This window comes from Leptospira johnsonii, from assembly GCF_003112675.1.
GTDB lineage: Bacteria > Spirochaetota > Leptospiria > Leptospirales > Leptospiraceae > Leptospira_B > Leptospira_B johnsonii.
Genome location: NZ_BFAY01000011.1, coordinates 1,674,912 through 1,691,133, shown reverse-complemented (window position 1 = coordinate 1,691,133; position 16,222 = coordinate 1,674,912). Strand labels below are relative to the sequence as shown.

Genomic DNA, 16,222 nt, shown 5'->3' with positions numbered 1-16,222 from the left:
CCTGAACCGAGCTCGTGAATTCTATTCTTGAATCACAAAAATATCCACACCATAAAAAGTGTATTTCATAAGGAGTCCCTTATGGGATAAGCTCGGTCCTTTTTTATTTGTATGTATTTAAGATTGCGTAATGCGCCTTATTAGCCTCGTATAACTTTTTGAATACGGAAAAATTCCGATCGTATACCGATTTGTTCGCAAGATTCGGATTCCATCTTTCTTTACTAGGTATTAAATTTTTAATCTCTTCAAAAGAATGAATTTTACCTAATCCTAATGCAGCAATTGCTGCCGCTCCCGTTGCCCCTGCATTTTGAGGATGATCTATCGTTTCTATCGTCTTACCTGTGATATCCGCTAAGATCTGACAAATGATAGGAGAACGTGCAACTCCACCCACAAATCGAATCGTGGAAGAAGCAGGGATCTTTGCTTGGGACAATTCTAAGATCCAACGCTTATGAAATGAAATCCCTTCGATCACGGATCGGATGAGTTTTCTTTTTCCTGTATCCAGACCTATATTAAAGAACATTCCTCTAGCTGCAGGATCTTCGAAAGGACAACGGTTCCCATGCAACCAAGGAGTGAAGATAACTCCGTCACTTCCTGCAGGAGTATCCTTGATAGATTCGAATAAGAATGCAAAAAGACTTTCGTGTACTGCGTCTTCTCCTTCCGTTACATTCTTTTTTTCTAAATAAACATCTATCTCGTCTAGGGCAAGATGATCCTTGACCCATTGCAGACATTTACCGGAGGTTTCCTGTTCTCCGAAATAATTATAATAACCCGCTCTCGCACCCACGATAGACGCAATCCTGGCGTTGATGTCCACAGTTCTTTTCTTAGTCACTGTAGAGACCCAACCGGAAGTCCCTGCATAAATATGAGTGTCCCCTTCTTCTACCGCACCTGCCCCTATTCCGATGAGAGTTGCATCCCCCCCTCCACCGAAAACCGCAGTTCCTTCTTTTAAGCCGAGTTCTTTTGCGGATGTTTGAGTCAGTCCGCCAATTAGATCCGTAGATTGGATGAGATCGGGAAGATGTTCAGGACGAACTCCGAACATTTTGCAAAGTCCCTTATGCCAACGGCTTTTGCCGGGACGAGAATCATACAGAAAAGTGGCGAATGCAGAATCCAAGGTCATTGTCGCTCTGCCAGTACATCTGGCGGTCAGATAATCTTTCACATCCAACCACTTATATACTCTTGCGAATTTTTCTGCTTCTTTAGCTTCTACCCATTTATATTTCCATAATGGATCTTTTACACTTCCAGCGACTGCACCAGTGATCTGTAAGGAACGAAGAAGTTTATAAGCATTCAGACCTTCTATCTTGAGCCCATGCTCTATCCCTTTTTTCATTTCTTCCCGGGCCCTTTGGTCCATATAACTCATTGCTGGACGAACCGGTTTCAGATCCTTGTCCACTAAGACGAGACCTTGCATTTGAGAACAGAAAGAGATCCCACGGATTTCTGCAGGATCTAATTTGGTTTCTTTTAAGACCTGAGCGGTGGTTTCTCTCATCGAATTCCACCAATCTTGGGGATCCTGCTCCACTCCTCCGCCCTCTAAAAGTGTGAGCCCGTATTCTTGGGTTACGGAATGTACAAGAGTAAGCCTATCACCTATTTCAAATAGGCAAGTTTTGGTCCCGGTAGTTCCTATATCGTAAGCCAAAACATAGACTTTTGATTTCATGCAGTAAATCCTCCGAAGCCCAGTTGCGAGTTTTACTCGATGAGTGAGCGCTCACTCATCAGGAGAATGAAAAAGCCTCCAAAAAGGGCAATCCTTTTTTCTAGAATGTTCTCTAGAATGAGGAGGCGGTTATATACGATTGTCTTTCCGTGTCAATAGAATCGCGACAGCGATGTGCGGTCGTTTTCTCGCTCCCTTTGGGTTGCTGCGAAATCTCTAAAAAAAAATTATCTACCTATGATCCCTTCCGCTTCCGGTTTGAATCTATAAATATAATAAGGTCCTTTGCTTAAGATTATGCTGTCTGTTTGTAGGAACACTTCGTTTAACGCACTGCAAGTCAGATACATATATCCATCCGGAGCATAGCTGAATCCGTCCGGCCAACGGAAACTTGGGTCCTTGAATAATGTGGTTATCTTTTTATCAGGATCGATCAGGTTCACCGCAGAATGCTCCGCGTCGGTCACATAAATATTTCCGCCCTTATCGATACTGATACCGTCACTCATTGATTTTAAAGAATATTGTTCTACCTGTGCCGCTAGTTGAGCCGCATTTAATGTGGAATCGCGTAAGACACTCGTTTTTGCACGATATAATTCTCCGGAAGTGAAAGGAGCAAAATACAACCACTCCCTATTTTGGTCCAAAGCGATGGAGTCCGCATTAAATATGATGGAAACACCTGCCACTTGGAAAGGAGTTCCGTTCACCACGATTTCATTCCTTTCTCCCACTACGGAAACATGGTCCTTTAATAGTCTTCTCGCTTTTTTGCTGGCGATATCATACACTACTAAGCCCGGGTCTGGAATCAGAGGGCTTGTATCCGTGATAAAGATCGTCTCTGTTACCGTATCGATCTGCATATCGTTGAACAATGAATCCTTAGGAGCGATAGAAATAGGAAATTCATACTCGTGGATCGTAGCTCCCGTTTCTATATCGAATGCGTAAACCTTTGGCCTTGTAAGTCCCAGATTGCCATAATCCAGGGTCCAGAGCCTATTCTTATCATCCACTCTCACTGAAAGGACAGTATTAAAATTTTTCTGGAAGTTTTGGTTCGGAAAAGGAAGAACCTGACCGTTCTTTAACTCTGCAACTTTGATCGGAGGAGATCCTTGAGGAAAGAAGGAGAAGAAGATCCTTCCGGATGTCGATGCACTTATATTGCCGGGAGGACGATCCAACTGGATCACTTTTTCTAAGGAAGAATTCGGATACTTGGGTAACGTTGTCCTATCTTCTAAATTTCCTGTTTCACATTTTACAACGGCCAAAACCAATGCAAAGACTATAGACCATTTTTTTAACATAAAATTTTCTCCACTGCCTTAGATGATAAGGCAAAAGAGGAAACGGTCGTCCGCATTGTTTAAGTCGAACGTCCGAATTTAAGAAGTCGGTCCTTCTTCAATATAAGAAACTTACAACTTTCTTATTTCTTAAAGTAATAGCTCACAATCGAATATTGTATGAGGGCGAAAAAGAACGAGATTATAGGATCGAATTACCTTGCACTTATATGCGTCTTACATTTCACAAAATCACTTATTCGCATAATATTTAAGTCGTTATAATTAGAAATTAAAATAGCAGGTACTTCTTATTCCAAAATTATAATTTGCTTGGAACTAGAACATATACCTTCTATACTGTCATTGTTACTTCCGAGCATAAAAGGGATGACTACCTCGGACCTAAGTGATGCGAATTATTATTTTTCTTTATTTAAATAAAAACGGGGCTTTCTATGCGTGAAAACCAAGTAAAGGTATACGGCTACAGATGGGTGATTCTTGGTCTATACGCGTTAATTACGGCGATTATCCAAATCCAATGGCTGACTTTTGCGCCTATAGCCAGAGAGGCTAGAGTTTTTTACGATGTATCAAGCCTTCAAATAGATCTTCTTTCTCTCATCTTTATGGGAGTATTCGTATTAATGGCAATTCCCGCTTCTTATATCATAGATACTTATGGAATTCGGATCGGAGTCGGAGTGGGCGCTGCTCTCACCGGAATTTTCTCCTTAAGCAAAGGAGTATACGCAGATAATTTTAGTATAGTGATCGCATCTCAAATCGGTTTAGCGATTGCACAACCCTTCATATTAAATGCTGTCACGAAAGTTGGCGTACAATGGTTCCCGATTACAGAAAGAGCGACGGCAGTAGCAATAGGAACACTGGCTCAATTTATAGGTATTATTTTAGTAATGGCAATCACTCCTAGAATGTTAGGAGAAGTGAATCCTAATCCGCAAGAGATCCCTAGTATACTCTTGAACTACGGACTGATTGCCCTGATAGGAGCCGTAGTATTTTTGGCATTCTTCAAAGAGAAACCTCCAACTGCTCCGGATTTAGCAAATCAGCAAAGTTCCAAATTTAAAGTTTTCGAGGGTTTAAAACATATCTTAAGCCAAAAGGATATGAGAAAGTCCCTACTTCTATTCCTAATCGGATTAGGAATATTTAATGCAGTCAGCACTTGTATTGACCAGATCTGCGAAACAAAACATCTGAATATGACCCAGTCCGGAGAAATTGCAGGAATGATGCTTATGTCCGGAATTATTGCAGGCATTTTTGTTCCATTAATCTCCGATAAACTTGGAAAAAGACAACCTTTCCTTGTAATCTCTATGGCCGGATTTTTGCCGGGAATGTTATTATTCTCCTTAGCGAACGACTATAATCTAGTTTTAACTGGAGCGTTTTTGATAGGATTTTTCCTACTTGGGATCGGAGCACCGATCGGATTCCAATATTGTGCTGAGATCACTTCTCCTGCGCCTGAATCTTCCTCACAAGGGCTTTTACTTTGGATCGGTCAGATCTCTGGGATCCTTTTTATCTTAGGACTGAACTTTTTAGGAATAGATCTATTCTTAAAAATATTCATAGGTCTTGGGGTATTGAACTTAGGTTTGTCCTTCTTACTCAAAGAATCTCCTTTGATGTTAGGAGCAAAAGTACAAGAGAATTCCCTCTCCCGAAAATAAATAAAAAAAGGTCCGTCGGAATTCCTCCGACGGACGGTTTAAGGTTTGCTATTCAATGGATTAAGTCGTCTCAAGATGCGATCCGCTTTGAAGAAATTTGTTCCAAAAATTTTCGGTAATTTTTAGCGTTACGTCTTCCTCTGATCTGATCTCTGATCATATTCCAAATCAAAGAACCTGGAAGTTTAGGGTCTTTACCTTCTCCCATTCTTCTGAACTGAAGACGGATCGCGGACATTTTAGAAAGCGAATTGATTGCAGGGTTAGAAAGTTTAGGTATTTCGACGGATACATTTTCTATATTTCCGGAAAGTAATCCTTTAACAAATGTAGGATAGAATGCAAAAGGTGCAGCGATCCCGATTAGATCCGCTTCTTTTGAAATCACAGCTTCTTCCATCACGGCTCTGCTTCTGAATCCTCCAGTCACTAATAGAGGAATTCTCGTCATCTCTTTTGCTTTTTTAGCAAAATCTAAAAAGTAAGCTTCTCTTTTGTTTGTACCTGTTCCTTGCATTGCAGGAGATTCATAGTTTCCTCCTGAAATTTCCAAAAGGTCCAAACCTATCGGTTCCAACATTTTGATAACTTGGATAGAATCTTCTTCCTGGAAACCTCCTCCTTGGAAGTCGGCAGAATTTATTTTAACCCCTATTCCGAAATCGGATCGAACAGATGCTTTAATTCCTTTCAAAACTTCTAAAAGGAATCTGGCCCGATTCTCCAAAGAGCCACCCCATTCATCTTTTCTAATATTGCTGATAGGAGAAAGGAATTGGTTTAATAAATATCCATGAGCGGAATGGACTTCTACTCCGTTAAATCCCGCCTTTTCTGCTAAGATAGCTGCATCTACAAACTTTTGGATGAGGCCTTTGATCTCTTCTCCGCTTAATGCTCTGGGTACTCCGAAAACTTTAGAGAACATTCTTCCAGGAATATGTACTTTTACAGGAGAAGGAGCAACAGGTGTTTCCGAAATGAAGCCGAATGTTTGTCTTCCAGGATGATTGATCTGCATCCAAATTTTAGAACCGCCGGACTGTCCGATCTCTGCCCATTTTTTTAGTGGAGAAAGGTTCATGTCCTTTCTTAAGATCACATTGCCCGGACCTGTGAGTCCGTTCAAATCTACCATTACGTTTCCGGTAAGAAGAAGTCCCGCACCTGATTGGGACCATCTCTCATAAAGTTTGAACAATCTTTGGCTAGGGAGAAATTCCTGATCCGAAAGACCTTCTTCCATAGATGCTTTTACTATTCTGTTTTTGAGCATTTGGCCGTTGGGAAGTTTTAGTTCGGAAGATATCCCTTCTTTTGATAATGCCTGGATCATAAAATTCTCACTCAAATAGTTTCCTACCATTCGGTATTTATTGGACTTGCCTGGTCAACAATAATTCCTACCGGTTGGTATTTATTTTTAGGGATCTTGGAGAATTCGTTTGACGGGCGAAGGAAAAGTTCAGAAACAGAGGGCAGGGATGAAACTAAACAAATCGAAACCTAGCTGGAAAAAATTGCCGGAGGAGGTCCGAAAGGAATCCATCCTTCAGGCAGCTATGCAATGTTTTTTTAGCAAAGGTTTCGAAAGGACCTCTGTCCAGGACATTGCGGACGCGGCAGGTCTGACAAAGGGAGGGATCTATTTCCACTTCGAGAGCAAAGAAGAAATCAGGGACACTCTCATCCAAAACTTTTTGTCTTGGGAAAGATTCGGGTTCGAAGAACCTGAAGTAAAGGCTCTCCCTCCCCACTTAAGATTGGTGGAATATTTAGAAAGACTCGCGAATCGATTGGCAGTGGAAGGAAATTGTAGTCCTCGTTTGTTTGCAGAAGCGACAGCTTGCGGAGCGATGGAAAAAGAAATATTAAGTTTTTATGATTCTTTAGAAAAACTTTTCGCTAAGACTATTAAAGAATCTCAGGAAAACGGTAAGATCAGGGCCGATCTTTCTCCTGAACTTTCTGCCAGGACATTACTTGCTCTTTTTGACGGACTGCAGATCCAATCCGATATTTCCAATAAAAGAGCTTTGCAGACCGTAGGCAGAGAAATCCTGAAAGTCTTTTTTAAATCTATGCTATTCCTTCCTCAGGATAACTGTGAAATTTAAATGAACGAACTTTCTGCTTATTTCCTTTTTTACACAACCCTTCATTTCTTTGTTATCTCAAAATTACAAATACGAATTCAAAATGAGCAGATAAAATTAATATTCTGGCTTGTAGTTTTCCCTACTCTATTTATACTATTTGCCGTTGCCTGGTCAGTTAAAGCATTCGAAATACGACTCGAATCGGAAGAGGCTTTTTTTTATACTGCAAACCTTATTGGAATAATAATCGTTTCTGTTTTAGCCTTTATCACAGGAAGACTCATTCCAAAATCTGAGAATAAATTACATTTTAATATCTACAGATTTTTAGTTTCTATTCATAATATTTCCTTTATATTCTTTACGTCTTTCTATCTTTATCCTAATGCTGAATTAGGATCGATCGATATTCGAATCATCCTATTGATAACCAGCATTCTACTAATCTTCTTTTCCTTTAGAATGTCGGAACAAAAATTAAGAAGTAGAATGTTCCCATTTGTAAATTTAATAGGAATTACGATCGCCGCCTTTTTAGCGGGCCATCTGATATTAATAGAAATAATATTCTGCGCAATATTATTCGGTGGTAGGTTGTAGTAATAAACTAAGATCCAAGATATAAATTATTATTTAATAATTCTTCAAACCTTGATCGGAAGATAAATACTCACGAGTAAAAATGCTAAAGAAATAAGGATCGCCATTAACGGTCTAATGATCCGATAAAATTTCCATAGTCTCAATTTGAATCTTTTGTTCTTCATCTCTATTTATTAGATAACAAATGAAGAATGCAAGACGGTCAATTTTCGGAATTTTTTTTAGAGTCCCTGAAGAGCCTGTCCCATAAGGTCCAGGTTCTTGAAACCCGAAAGCAGAGATTAGATTATTTTAATTCTTTATGTCTTTTTTTGATCCAGAGTCCGTACACGATCCCTACAGCAAATCCGGATACGATTATTATGATTAGAATTGGGTCCATCTTCTCCTAGATTTGTTTCGGATCTAGGTTTTGCAAGAGCTTACTTGTTCTTGCTTGTTACGGAGGTAATCTCAGTGTTTGCGCCTGGCACCTTTAAGTATATCCAATCAGAACTCAAAGTCGGCGAAACTCCTGTTGTCCCGATAGAACCTGCGTCACCTACAGCTACAATTCGATTCAATTTCGAGCTATAAGTTGCAGAGATCCAATCTTCATATGGACTTGTCGTTCCGCAGGCATCCAATGTATTGATCGTGGTCCAAGAACTTCCTTGATTCGAAGAGTAAGCCCATTTGCAAGAATTTCCAAATGTGTAAATATTTCCTAATTCGTCGCTTGCAAAGCCATTCGGTCTATTATTCGCTCCGAATCCTACTGCAACAGATGCAGGCCATACTCCGCTCGCATTCATTTTAGAGCTAACCGCTATAGAATCCGATTCTCTGTTCCCGAAGACATAAAGTGAATTTGTTCTAGATACGAAAAACTGGAATGAATACATATCATAGACGGCAGTATTTGGAGGAGCATATACTAATGATTCCAATGCATTGCCTCCTCCATATGGTGGAAACCCAGGCATATTGGATATAGAAGTACTAGGATTATATTCTAAAGTGGCGCTATAAGAACCCCCTTCTTGAGGGCAATATAAAGTATCGTTATGAAAAGTAACAAAACAAGATCCGTTTGCAGTTCCATGCTCCGTTTCCGGAATATCTTGCAAAACTGTCCAAGATTTTCCGTTTGTACTTTGAATCATGTATAATTTGTCTGCGCTACTATCTGATCCAAACTTAGGGCCTGCAGCTACGAATTTTTTTACACCCCCTACTCTTCCATAAGAAATGGAACGAAGGGGTAGATTTCCCTCGGAAGGATATTCAGGATGATTCGGGCAAGGAATCCGAGTCCAGTTAACCGTGTCAGGACTTGTCCACAGCCCGCAATTATTTGTTCGTGAATCAAATTTTCCGGAGAGGGTTCCGACGGCGACAAACAATCCGTTACCATAGGTCACCGAATATAAATTGCCTGCACAATCCGGAAGAACAGAAGAGCCTCCCGTTGCAGCCCAGGTAACTCCATCATTACTAGTCCATAGAACACAGCTGAGACCTACCGCTAAAAATTCAGGACCAATCTCAGGGCTCGGTTGAAGTTGCTCAGATAATGTTAGATCCAGGGAAAGTCCCACTAAAGATTGGGAAGCGTCTATATTCACTTCCTTTGCTTGGTTGCAATATACGATCTGTAAGAGAATAAATAAAAGAACGATTCGTTTCATTCTGGGGCCTTTTACTTAATAACAAATTTCTGGTAAATCTTTCCCTACTTTTTTGGGATATCGAGCGTCCATTTTAAGGTTTTACTCTAGATAGTTTAGGGCTCCAACTTATAATCCGGCTCTAAGATCCGTGGACAATGGCTGAAAATGGTCCCTAAATAATGTCTGGCTAAAGAATGAAAGAGCCATTCTCCGGCAGCTTTTTTCACTTCTGCAAAGCCGATCTCTGAAAAACCTTTTTTCTGAAAGAAAGAATCCAAGCTCCAGTCTTCTTCCCCAGGGAGGACTTGCACTTTTAACATAGCGTAGAAGGAACCGGAATCCGGATCGAATCTAAACACTATCGACCTGCCCCCTAATGGATTTCGAATGGAGAAGGTGGTCCATTTTGCCTTGGGTCCGGCACCTTCGGACTTTAACTCGTACAATTCGTATTGTAAATCTTTCTCATCTCCGAAAAACTCATGAAAAGCAGAACGGAATGCACCTCCGAATTCCAATTGAGTTGGGAAATAAGAATCTTCCGAAGGATCCATAGAACTGATTCTTGGAAAGTCAGATACACCATCAAGTTTTTAGAGAAATGGATCTTAAGAAAATAAGCAAGATGGTAGTTTTTTTAGAAGATCTGACCGAAATAAAAAACATGGCCCGGAAAAAAATCCGAACGAGTTCTCTGCCGATTTTTTCCTTATTTATACTTGGGGGAATTTTTATTTTATCCGGCCCGATCTTATCCAAAGATCTTTCCGCAATTTATAAAGAATACGTAGTACAAGATTTTGAAACTGAGATCTTTGGAGAAGATAACGTAAAAGCAAAACTTGGTCCTGATTTCAGCCCGGAAGTAAGGATCTCTACTGTGTTTAGAACTCCCGAAAGAGAATCCGAAAAGTCTTTATATGTGGAACTCAGCGCAGAAAAAAACCAGTCTTTCCAGATCTTATTCAAGAAGCCTTGGTCATCTAAAGAATTTGTAAAAGAGTTTAAGTTCCACGTTTACGCGAACGATGGTGGAGGTTCTCTTTTTATTTTAGTAAGGGATTCTAGTTTGGATATGAAAAAGATACTTCTTACTCATTTTAATTTTTCAGGATGGAAGGTCCTCTCTTTGGATATCACGCGTAAAGTAAGACAAGACGATCTGGTCACTCATGTGAATTCGGAACTTGTGTTTTTAGGATTTTTATACGAAGCCCCCTTCGAAAGAAAAAGAGGCACGAGAGAAGTTTTCGTAATAGATGATATTCTTGCTAAGACAAGACCTAAATTCCTTCTTTTTCCAGGAGAGAAAGCTTTAGTAAAATAGTCCCTTCTCTCCTTGAAGCCAGCTTATAGGGACTATAGATCTGCAAGTCCCAGATCTTTTCTGGCCGGGTAAGAATTCCTTCTTCTTTCAAAATATTCCCAGTCCTGATTTTTCCAAGATTCTCTCAAATCCCGATCTTCTTCTTTTAAGAAAGTTTCCGTAGAGATCGGTTGGTTTGGTTTTAAAAATTCGGAAAGTGGAGGAAGTGACTGCTCCTTATATAAAATACATAACTTCTCCGCAAGTCTATAGGTTCCGAGTAATCTTCCCAGTTGGCTATACCCAGCAATATGAGGAGTAAAGATAGAATTTTCCAGATTAGCCATTTGTTCTGTGATCTTTCCCTTTGGAGGTTCCGGATAAAACACATCCATCACCTTGAATAGATCGGCTCTATCCAAGATAGTTTGGAAAGTTTCTTCGGACCAAACTTCTCCCCTGCTTGTGTTCAGAAGAAGTGTACCTTCTTTCAATTTGGAAATTTTTTCTTTGTCCAGTAAATTCACCGTTGGATAGGGACCATCGATAGTAAGTGGAACATGAAGACTGACTATGGAACATTTTAATATTTCATCCAAAGGTCGAGAGTGATCCTTGATAAACGGATCATTATAAATATAAGGGACCTTCTTCTCTTCTAGAATTTTAGCAAACTTCTTGCCCGTATTGCCAAAGCCGATGATTCCTACATTCTTCTTTCTCAACTCTTCTTCCGAAAAAAAATGAAGTAAGGATACCCAACAATATTCTGCGACTGAACCTGCATTGCTTCCAGGAGAATTGATGAACACGCGGGATTCTTTTTTGAGATCCGAAAAATTTACGTGGTCTGTTCCGGAACTCACTGTAGCAAAAATTTTTACGCTAGGGAACGTCCGACAGGTCTCTTTATTTACCTTGAGTCTAGTGTTTGCGATCAATATGGTAGGTTTAAATTTTTCGATCTCTTCCGGGGATTTGGCAGGATAAGATCTCACATCTAAGTTCCGGAAATGAGAAAAGATTTCCGAAGCCCCGACGGTTCCTTCCGGATAAAAAAGAATAGGAAGAGACATGAAGGAATCATTTAAAAAAGGACCGGAATCGCCAATTTATTTTCCGTAAAAACTCTTGCCTTCTCGCCCCCAATTCATAGCCTCAATGCTTTCCAACCGGTAAATATTTCAAATGTTAGAACGTTTAAAAGAAATCCCCCTTAAAATCTGGCTTTTTGCCTCTGGTTTTTTAATCCTTATTGTATTGATCATATTCCTTCTCTGGGAACCTGGCTCTAAAGGTAGAGACTTCGGTTTTGATGGAGACGATTCTCCTGGCTTTACTGTAACTCAAAACGAGAACGGCGAATGGGTCATCAATCCAGAGATCATGGCTACTTCTCGCGAATTGTACAAAGACGGCCAGTGGTTGAATTACGATGAGATCCTGAAATACGCCGCAAACGGAGAATTGGATCTGGTATCTTCTCTTTGGGAATTGAGAAGGAAATGTCCTGCAGATTATACCCCTGAACAGTGTAACGAAATAGTAAAAGCGTTTATCTTAGAACAATATCCTGGGGCGGATGGGGAAAGACTAGTCGGTCTTTTCAGAAAATATCTTTCTTACGAGATCGTATTAAGAGAATTCGAACAACCTAGAGGCAAAAGCCAGGAAGAAATTTACGAAATCATAAAGAAGAAGAGAAGAGAGATTTTCTCCGACCAAGACGCTAAATTGATCTTCGGATTGGAAGAAGCGGAGAAGGAATTCCAATTCGGCTACGACCAATTCCTAAACGAAGTCAAAAATCTTTCCGGAGACAAAAAGCTCGCGAGATACGAAGAATATCGCAAAGGTGTTTACGGAAATTATTATAATACGATCAACAAAAGAGAACCTAAGTTCAACAAATACGAAACTGAACTTTATTTTAAAGAAGCTGATCTAAACAAATTATCCGCCGCGGAAAAAGACCCTCAAATACGTGCGATCCGAGAAAAATATTTCGGAAAAGACGGAGCTGATAGGATCGAAAAAGTCCTAAAAGAAATAGAGACCGAAAAGAAGAAGGAAGAGCAGACCGCCCAAGAAGAACAGAATTGGCTCAAGTCTCATCCAACTGCAAGACCGGAAGAGAAAGAAAAGGCTCTGAATGAGATCCGAGTTAAGATCCTAGGCCAAGAAGAAGCAGAGGCTTACGCTAGAAGAAAAGCCTTAGAAGAAGATCAAAGACGTTTGCAAGGCAAATGATCCGGTTTTCTAGAAATCCGATCCGTCCTTTTTTGTGCCTGATCGGGATTGCATCCGGAATCCTTTTCGGAATGGAGCCCTTCGAGTTTTTTCCCGCCGGAGGGCTCTCCGCGTTATGTGCCTATATTCTATTTTCAGAATTAAAAGAATGGAAACTTAAGTCGGCAATCTTTTGGCTTTTAGGACTTTCACAGATCATTAATTTGATCGTATTCTATTGGATCCCCTCCTCTATTTCCGCAATTTCGGGAGCAGGTGCGACAGTTTCCTGGACATTATTCCTGGTGTATGGGATCTTCTCCCATTGCAAACTTATCATCTTTTATTTGGGATGGAAATTTAGTTTATTATTATATAATAAGTACGTTAGCCCTTCGAAAAGAAGTCCAGTATTCGGTTGGGTAATTTTTCCGATCTGGGGAGTTTTATCCGATCTGATCATGCCTCAACTTTTCCCTTGGTATTGGGGTAATTTAGCGGAAGGAAATCTTTCCTTTTCTCAAATCGCATCCTGGACAGGTATCTTTGGAGTGGGATTCTTTCTACTCTTAGGAAGTTCTTCTTTAGCATTGTTTAGAGATCCTTCTTTAAAAAAATATGGAATTGTCGGTATCCTCATTTTCGGGATTGTTTGGACCTTGGGAGGTCTTAGGCTTTATTCCGCTCCTGATTATACTGTTCCGAATTCCACTCCTGCTATAGAAGACGGGATCCTAAAACTTTCAGGAGTTCTAATTCAGCCCAATACATCTCCCGGTAAAAGGGAACTGGCTGAAAATCCTGAATTTGTAGGACAGACAATCAGCACTAGCTTAGAGTTAGGTCTTCGTTCTTCTCTGGAAACTTCTCCTCCTCCCGATCTTATATTTTTGCCTGAGTCCGCGATTCCATTTCATGGAACTATTCCGAACGAAAATCCAGGGCAAGGTGTATATTCTTCCACATTCCATGGCGCTCTGATGTATCTAACGTATAAGACCGGCGCAGATATTTTATATAATGAACTAAATCGTTTCCCTGATGGTTTAAAAAATCAGGTTACTCTTCTTTCTTCTTCCAATGGAGAAGTGAACCGTTACGATAAAAGAAGATTGCTCGCTTTCGGAGAATACATTCCTTTCGAGTCTACATTTCCCTTTTTAAGAAAACTGTTTAAGGAAACTTCTTTTTATATTACAGGAGGAGATCCTAAACCTTTGATCGGGAATCGTTCCTTGAGAAGAGAAAGAATTCCATCCTTACCTACGGAAGAAGAAACTCCTTTGATCCAAGATCCGGATCATTTTCGTCCAATTCTAACTAGCTCCGGCAAAGAAGAAACTGTTTCCTACCAGATCCTGCCTTTGATCTGTTACGAAGCGATGTTTCCTGACCTTGTAAGAGACTCCGTAAAATTCGCTTCCAAGGATACGTTTACGTTCTTTGTAAATCCAACCAACGATTCCTGGTTTTCATCCGAGGTAGAAGCTTGGCAACATGGAGGAGCGGTCCGTTTCAGAGCGATAGAATTCGGACTGACCTTGGTTCGTCCTGCAGTTACTGGAATTTCATTCGCAGTTGATCCTTATGGAAGAAGCTTAAATCATGCAACCAGATACGGAGAAAAAGACACCAGATCCTTTTTACTTCCGGCAACAAAATTGAAAACCGGTGGAAATACATTCTATTCCGAATGGGGAAATCTTCCTTTTTATCTTTATACTATTCTGGCATTCACGTTATTCTTCCTTGTAGGAAAAAAGGCAGTTTTCAAAACTAAGGGTTAATTCCAAGGGGGATCATTGTTAGAACATACATTCTGCCATCTCCCCGGCATCGACGTGATAGAAGAGGGGAAACTCTGGGACCAAGGAATTCTTCATTGGGACGAATTCAGAGAAGTATTAAAAGAAAAAGTAAAGTCTCCTTCGGATATGCATTCCAGATTACTTTTGGACTCTCTGGATTTTTCTAGAAAGGAAATGGGTAGAAAGAATTGGGATTATTTTTTCTTCGCTCTACCTAACCAACAAAAATGGAGACTATTCCCCATCATCCGAGAAAATCTTCTCTACTTGGATATAGAAACCTCGGGTTTAGGAAGCGGAGATTTTGTGACTGTTGTAGGGACTTACGACGGTAAAGATTTCAAAACATATCTTAGAGGCAGGAACATGGATGATTTTCCGGAAGAACTTTCTTCTTCCCATGTTTTTGTAACTTATAACGGAGCTGCATTCGATGTTCCTTTTTTAGAAAGAGAATTCGGTAAAAAATTTAAGAACCGTCATTTAGATCTAATGTACATTCTTCGTAGTCTTGGGATCAAAGGCGGTTTGAAAGGATGCGAGAAAGCCTTAGGCATCAAAAGAGATCTTCCTTACGAAGTAAACGGAGCAGATGCGGTTCGCTTATGGTGGCAGTACGTTCAGTATGACGATCAGGACGCGTTAGACCTTCTTTTGAAGTATAATAGAGAAGATGTGGTCAATCTGGAACTTTTGTTTATCAAGGCCTACAACTTGAAGATCAAAGAAACACGCTTTTTTGGAGAAGTGATCCCAGAGGTTTAACTCTGTGTCTCCTTATCGCCGATCCAGCGGTAGGTCTCGTAAGGCGGTTCCGTTTCTATAATTTCTACCCAGCCCTTATCTATAAACTTGCGAACCATAGAATGTAAGATCGCCATCGCAGTATTATAATATCCTGAATTAGCGACCTTTTCTCCCATTGCTTCCAATGTTAAAGCGGAAAGATCGTATTCTTTTTCCTTAAGCCTGCGGATCACACCTCTTTCCAAGATCTGTAATGTTTTATGAAGAAGTTTAATTGCCTTTTGAGGAGATTCCGGTTCCGGTCCATGAGCCGGCAATAATCTGCGGATGCTCATTTTGGAGATCCTTTCCAAAGAACGATAATAATCCTCTAAGTTTCCATCTATCTCCGCATAAATAGAAGAGATGTTTTGTAAGACTAAGTCCCCTGTGAAAAATATATTCTCTTCTAGAATATAAGGAGTGAGATGCCAAAGATTATGGCCCGGAGTATGTAGGAATCCGATATCTCTTCCGCCGGCATGGATCACATCTCCCTCTACCAATTCTATATCGAATTTTAAGATCGGATCGATACGAGTTCCTCTACTTAATGTATTTCTTAAGTTTAGGTTTCCTTCTTCTATCCTTACTAGTTCTCTCTTCCTGTCTTCCGGAACTCTATGGCCCTTGTATACCAATCGTTTGGAAGCTCTATTGAACATTTCCACATGTTCCAAATAATTCCCGATCCCGGAAGCCATTCCTTTCATCGCGTAAAGTTTTGCGTCCGTATAATATCGGATTGTAAGGACCGCGCTTAGATGGTCCAAATGATTATGAGTGTAGAAGATATGTTTGATCTTACTCAGGCTGAGTCCGATATTCCGAAGAGCCCTTTGTAGCATTCCCAAATTGGCAAGATAACCTGAGTCTATAAGTGCAGGCTCACCATCCGGAAGAATATAAATATTATTGGGTGCGTAAAACGGCTGAGGGATTTCCGTTTTAAAGATTCCATCCCCGATTTCCTTTACGTCTGGAATTGAGTCATAATGATAGATTTTCAAACTCG

The 16,222-nt window shown here is 40.3% G+C and carries 14 protein-coding genes; 7 read left to right on the top strand and 7 right to left on the bottom strand.

Features of this window, described 5'->3' with window-relative positions:
- Positions 1-103: 103 nt before the first annotated feature.
- Both LPTSP_RS16760 and LPTSP_RS16755 read right to left on the bottom strand, forming a co-directional pair.
- Positions 104-1,711 carry a xylulokinase gene (locus LPTSP_RS16760; protein ID WP_108929784.1) on the bottom strand — a complete coding sequence of 536 codons (1,608 nt, stop codon included), beginning with the start codon at positions 1,709-1,711 and terminating at the stop codon, positions 104-106.
- Between the two features lie 227 nt (positions 1,712-1,938).
- The gene (locus tag LPTSP_RS16755; RefSeq protein WP_108929783.1) at positions 1,939-3,033 is read right to left on the bottom strand and encodes an L-dopachrome tautomerase-related protein; all 1,095 of its coding nucleotides are present in this window, start codon (positions 3,031-3,033) and stop codon (positions 1,939-1,941) included.
- 437 nt (positions 3,034-3,470) lie between these two features.
- Between LPTSP_RS16755 and LPTSP_RS16750 the strand changes: the two genes are divergently transcribed.
- Positions 3,471-4,724 (top strand): MFS transporter, encoded by a 1,254-nt coding sequence (locus LPTSP_RS16750; RefSeq protein WP_108929782.1) that lies wholly within the window; start codon positions 3,471-3,473, stop codon positions 4,722-4,724.
- A gap of 70 nt (positions 4,725-4,794) precedes the next feature.
- On the opposite strand, the gene LPTSP_RS16745 is transcribed toward LPTSP_RS16750, so the two are convergent.
- A complete protein-coding gene (locus tag LPTSP_RS16745; protein WP_108929969.1) occupies positions 4,795-6,075 on the bottom strand; it encodes an NADH:flavin oxidoreductase/NADH oxidase family protein in 1,281 nt (426 codons plus the stop codon).
- Between the two features lie 133 nt (positions 6,076-6,208).
- Here LPTSP_RS16745 and LPTSP_RS16740 point away from each other — a divergent pair, with 133 nt between their 5' ends.
- Both LPTSP_RS16740 and LPTSP_RS16735 read left to right on the top strand, forming a co-directional pair.
- Positions 6,209-6,841: a TetR/AcrR family transcriptional regulator gene (locus LPTSP_RS16740; protein WP_108929968.1), complete on the top strand. Its 633-nt coding sequence runs from the start codon at positions 6,209-6,211 to the stop codon at positions 6,839-6,841.
- Positions 6,842-7,423 carry a hypothetical protein gene (locus LPTSP_RS16735; protein ID WP_108929781.1) on the top strand — a complete coding sequence of 194 codons (582 nt, stop codon included), beginning with the start codon at positions 6,842-6,844 and terminating at the stop codon, positions 7,421-7,423.
- A gap of 425 nt (positions 7,424-7,848) precedes the next feature.
- Here the strand turns inward: LPTSP_RS16735 and LPTSP_RS16730 are convergent, their stop codons facing one another.
- Positions 7,849-9,096 carry a hypothetical protein gene (locus LPTSP_RS16730; RefSeq protein ID WP_108929780.1) on the bottom strand — a complete coding sequence of 416 codons (1,248 nt, stop codon included), beginning with the start codon at positions 9,094-9,096 and terminating at the stop codon, positions 7,849-7,851.
- 95 nt (positions 9,097-9,191) lie between these two features.
- Positions 9,192-9,632 (bottom strand): hypothetical protein, encoded by a 441-nt coding sequence (locus LPTSP_RS16725; RefSeq protein WP_108929779.1) that lies wholly within the window; start codon positions 9,630-9,632, stop codon positions 9,192-9,194.
- Positions 9,633-9,703: 71 nt separating this feature from the next.
- Here LPTSP_RS16725 and LPTSP_RS16720 point away from each other — a divergent pair, with 71 nt between their 5' ends.
- Positions 9,704-10,405, top strand: a complete 702-nt coding sequence (locus LPTSP_RS16720) for a flagellar assembly protein FlaA (protein ID WP_108929967.1) — start codon at positions 9,704-9,706, stop codon at positions 10,403-10,405.
- Positions 10,406-10,437: 32 nt separating this feature from the next.
- Here the strand turns inward: LPTSP_RS16720 and LPTSP_RS16715 are convergent, their stop codons facing one another.
- Positions 10,438-11,460, bottom strand: a complete 1,023-nt coding sequence (locus LPTSP_RS16715) for an NAD(P)-dependent oxidoreductase (RefSeq protein WP_108929778.1) — start codon at positions 11,458-11,460, stop codon at positions 10,438-10,440.
- A 112-nt stretch (positions 11,461-11,572) separates the two neighbouring features.
- Between LPTSP_RS16715 and LPTSP_RS16710 the strand changes: the two genes are divergently transcribed.
- Genes LPTSP_RS16710 through LPTSP_RS16700 form a run of 3 tightly spaced genes read left to right on the top strand, consistent with a single transcriptional unit; the run spans position 11,573 to position 15,186 of the window.
- On the top strand, positions 11,573-12,634 hold the full coding sequence (locus tag LPTSP_RS16710; RefSeq protein ID WP_108929777.1) for a lipase secretion chaperone: 1,062 nt from the start codon (positions 11,573-11,575) through the stop codon (positions 12,632-12,634).
- Positions 12,631-14,400 (top strand): apolipoprotein N-acyltransferase, encoded by a 1,770-nt coding sequence (locus tag LPTSP_RS16705; RefSeq protein WP_108929776.1) that lies wholly within the window; start codon positions 12,631-12,633, stop codon positions 14,398-14,400. Before LPTSP_RS16710 ends, LPTSP_RS16705 begins: the two co-directional genes overlap by 4 nt.
- A 15-nt stretch (positions 14,401-14,415) precedes the next feature.
- Positions 14,416-15,186, top strand: a complete 771-nt coding sequence (locus LPTSP_RS16700) for a ribonuclease H-like domain-containing protein (RefSeq protein WP_108929775.1) — start codon at positions 14,416-14,418, stop codon at positions 15,184-15,186.
- On the opposite strand, the gene LPTSP_RS16695 is transcribed toward LPTSP_RS16700, so the two are convergent.
- Positions 15,183-16,217: an MBL fold metallo-hydrolase gene (locus LPTSP_RS16695; RefSeq protein ID WP_108929774.1), complete on the bottom strand. Its 1,035-nt coding sequence runs from the start codon at positions 16,215-16,217 to the stop codon at positions 15,183-15,185. The genes LPTSP_RS16700 and LPTSP_RS16695 overlap by 4 nt on opposite strands.
- Positions 16,218-16,222: the final 5 nt, after the last annotated feature.

What these genes read in the sequence shown, in the direction of transcription:
- LPTSP_RS16760 (WP_108929784.1), bottom strand. Translation starts at nt 1,711, where the DNA reads ATGAAATCAAAAGTCTATGTTTTGGCTTACGATATAGGAACTACCGGG.
- LPTSP_RS16755 (WP_108929783.1), bottom strand. Translation starts at nt 3,033, where the DNA reads ATGTTAAAAAAATGGTCTATAGTCTTTGCATTGGTTTTGGCCGTTGTA.
- LPTSP_RS16750 (WP_108929782.1), top strand. Translation starts at nt 3,471, where the DNA reads ATGCGTGAAAACCAAGTAAAGGTATACGGCTACAGATGGGTGATTCTT.
- LPTSP_RS16740 (WP_108929968.1), top strand. Translation starts at nt 6,209, where the DNA reads ATGAAACTAAACAAATCGAAACCTAGCTGGAAAAAATTGCCGGAGGAG.
- LPTSP_RS16735 (WP_108929781.1), top strand. Translation starts at nt 6,842, where the DNA reads ATGAACGAACTTTCTGCTTATTTCCTTTTTTACACAACCCTTCATTTC.
- LPTSP_RS16730 (WP_108929780.1), bottom strand. Translation starts at nt 9,096, where the DNA reads ATGAAACGAATCGTTCTTTTATTTATTCTCTTACAGATCGTATATTGC.
- LPTSP_RS16725 (WP_108929779.1), bottom strand. Translation starts at nt 9,632, where the DNA reads ATGGATCCTTCGGAAGATTCTTATTTCCCAACTCAATTGGAATTCGGA.
- LPTSP_RS16720 (WP_108929967.1), top strand. Translation starts at nt 9,704, where the DNA reads ATGGTAGTTTTTTTAGAAGATCTGACCGAAATAAAAAACATGGCCCGG.
- LPTSP_RS16715 (WP_108929778.1), bottom strand. Translation starts at nt 11,460, where the DNA reads ATGTCTCTTCCTATTCTTTTTTATCCGGAAGGAACCGTCGGGGCTTCG.
- LPTSP_RS16710 (WP_108929777.1), top strand. Translation starts at nt 11,573, where the DNA reads ATGTTAGAACGTTTAAAAGAAATCCCCCTTAAAATCTGGCTTTTTGCC.
- LPTSP_RS16705 (WP_108929776.1), top strand. Translation starts at nt 12,631, where the DNA reads ATGATCCGGTTTTCTAGAAATCCGATCCGTCCTTTTTTGTGCCTGATC.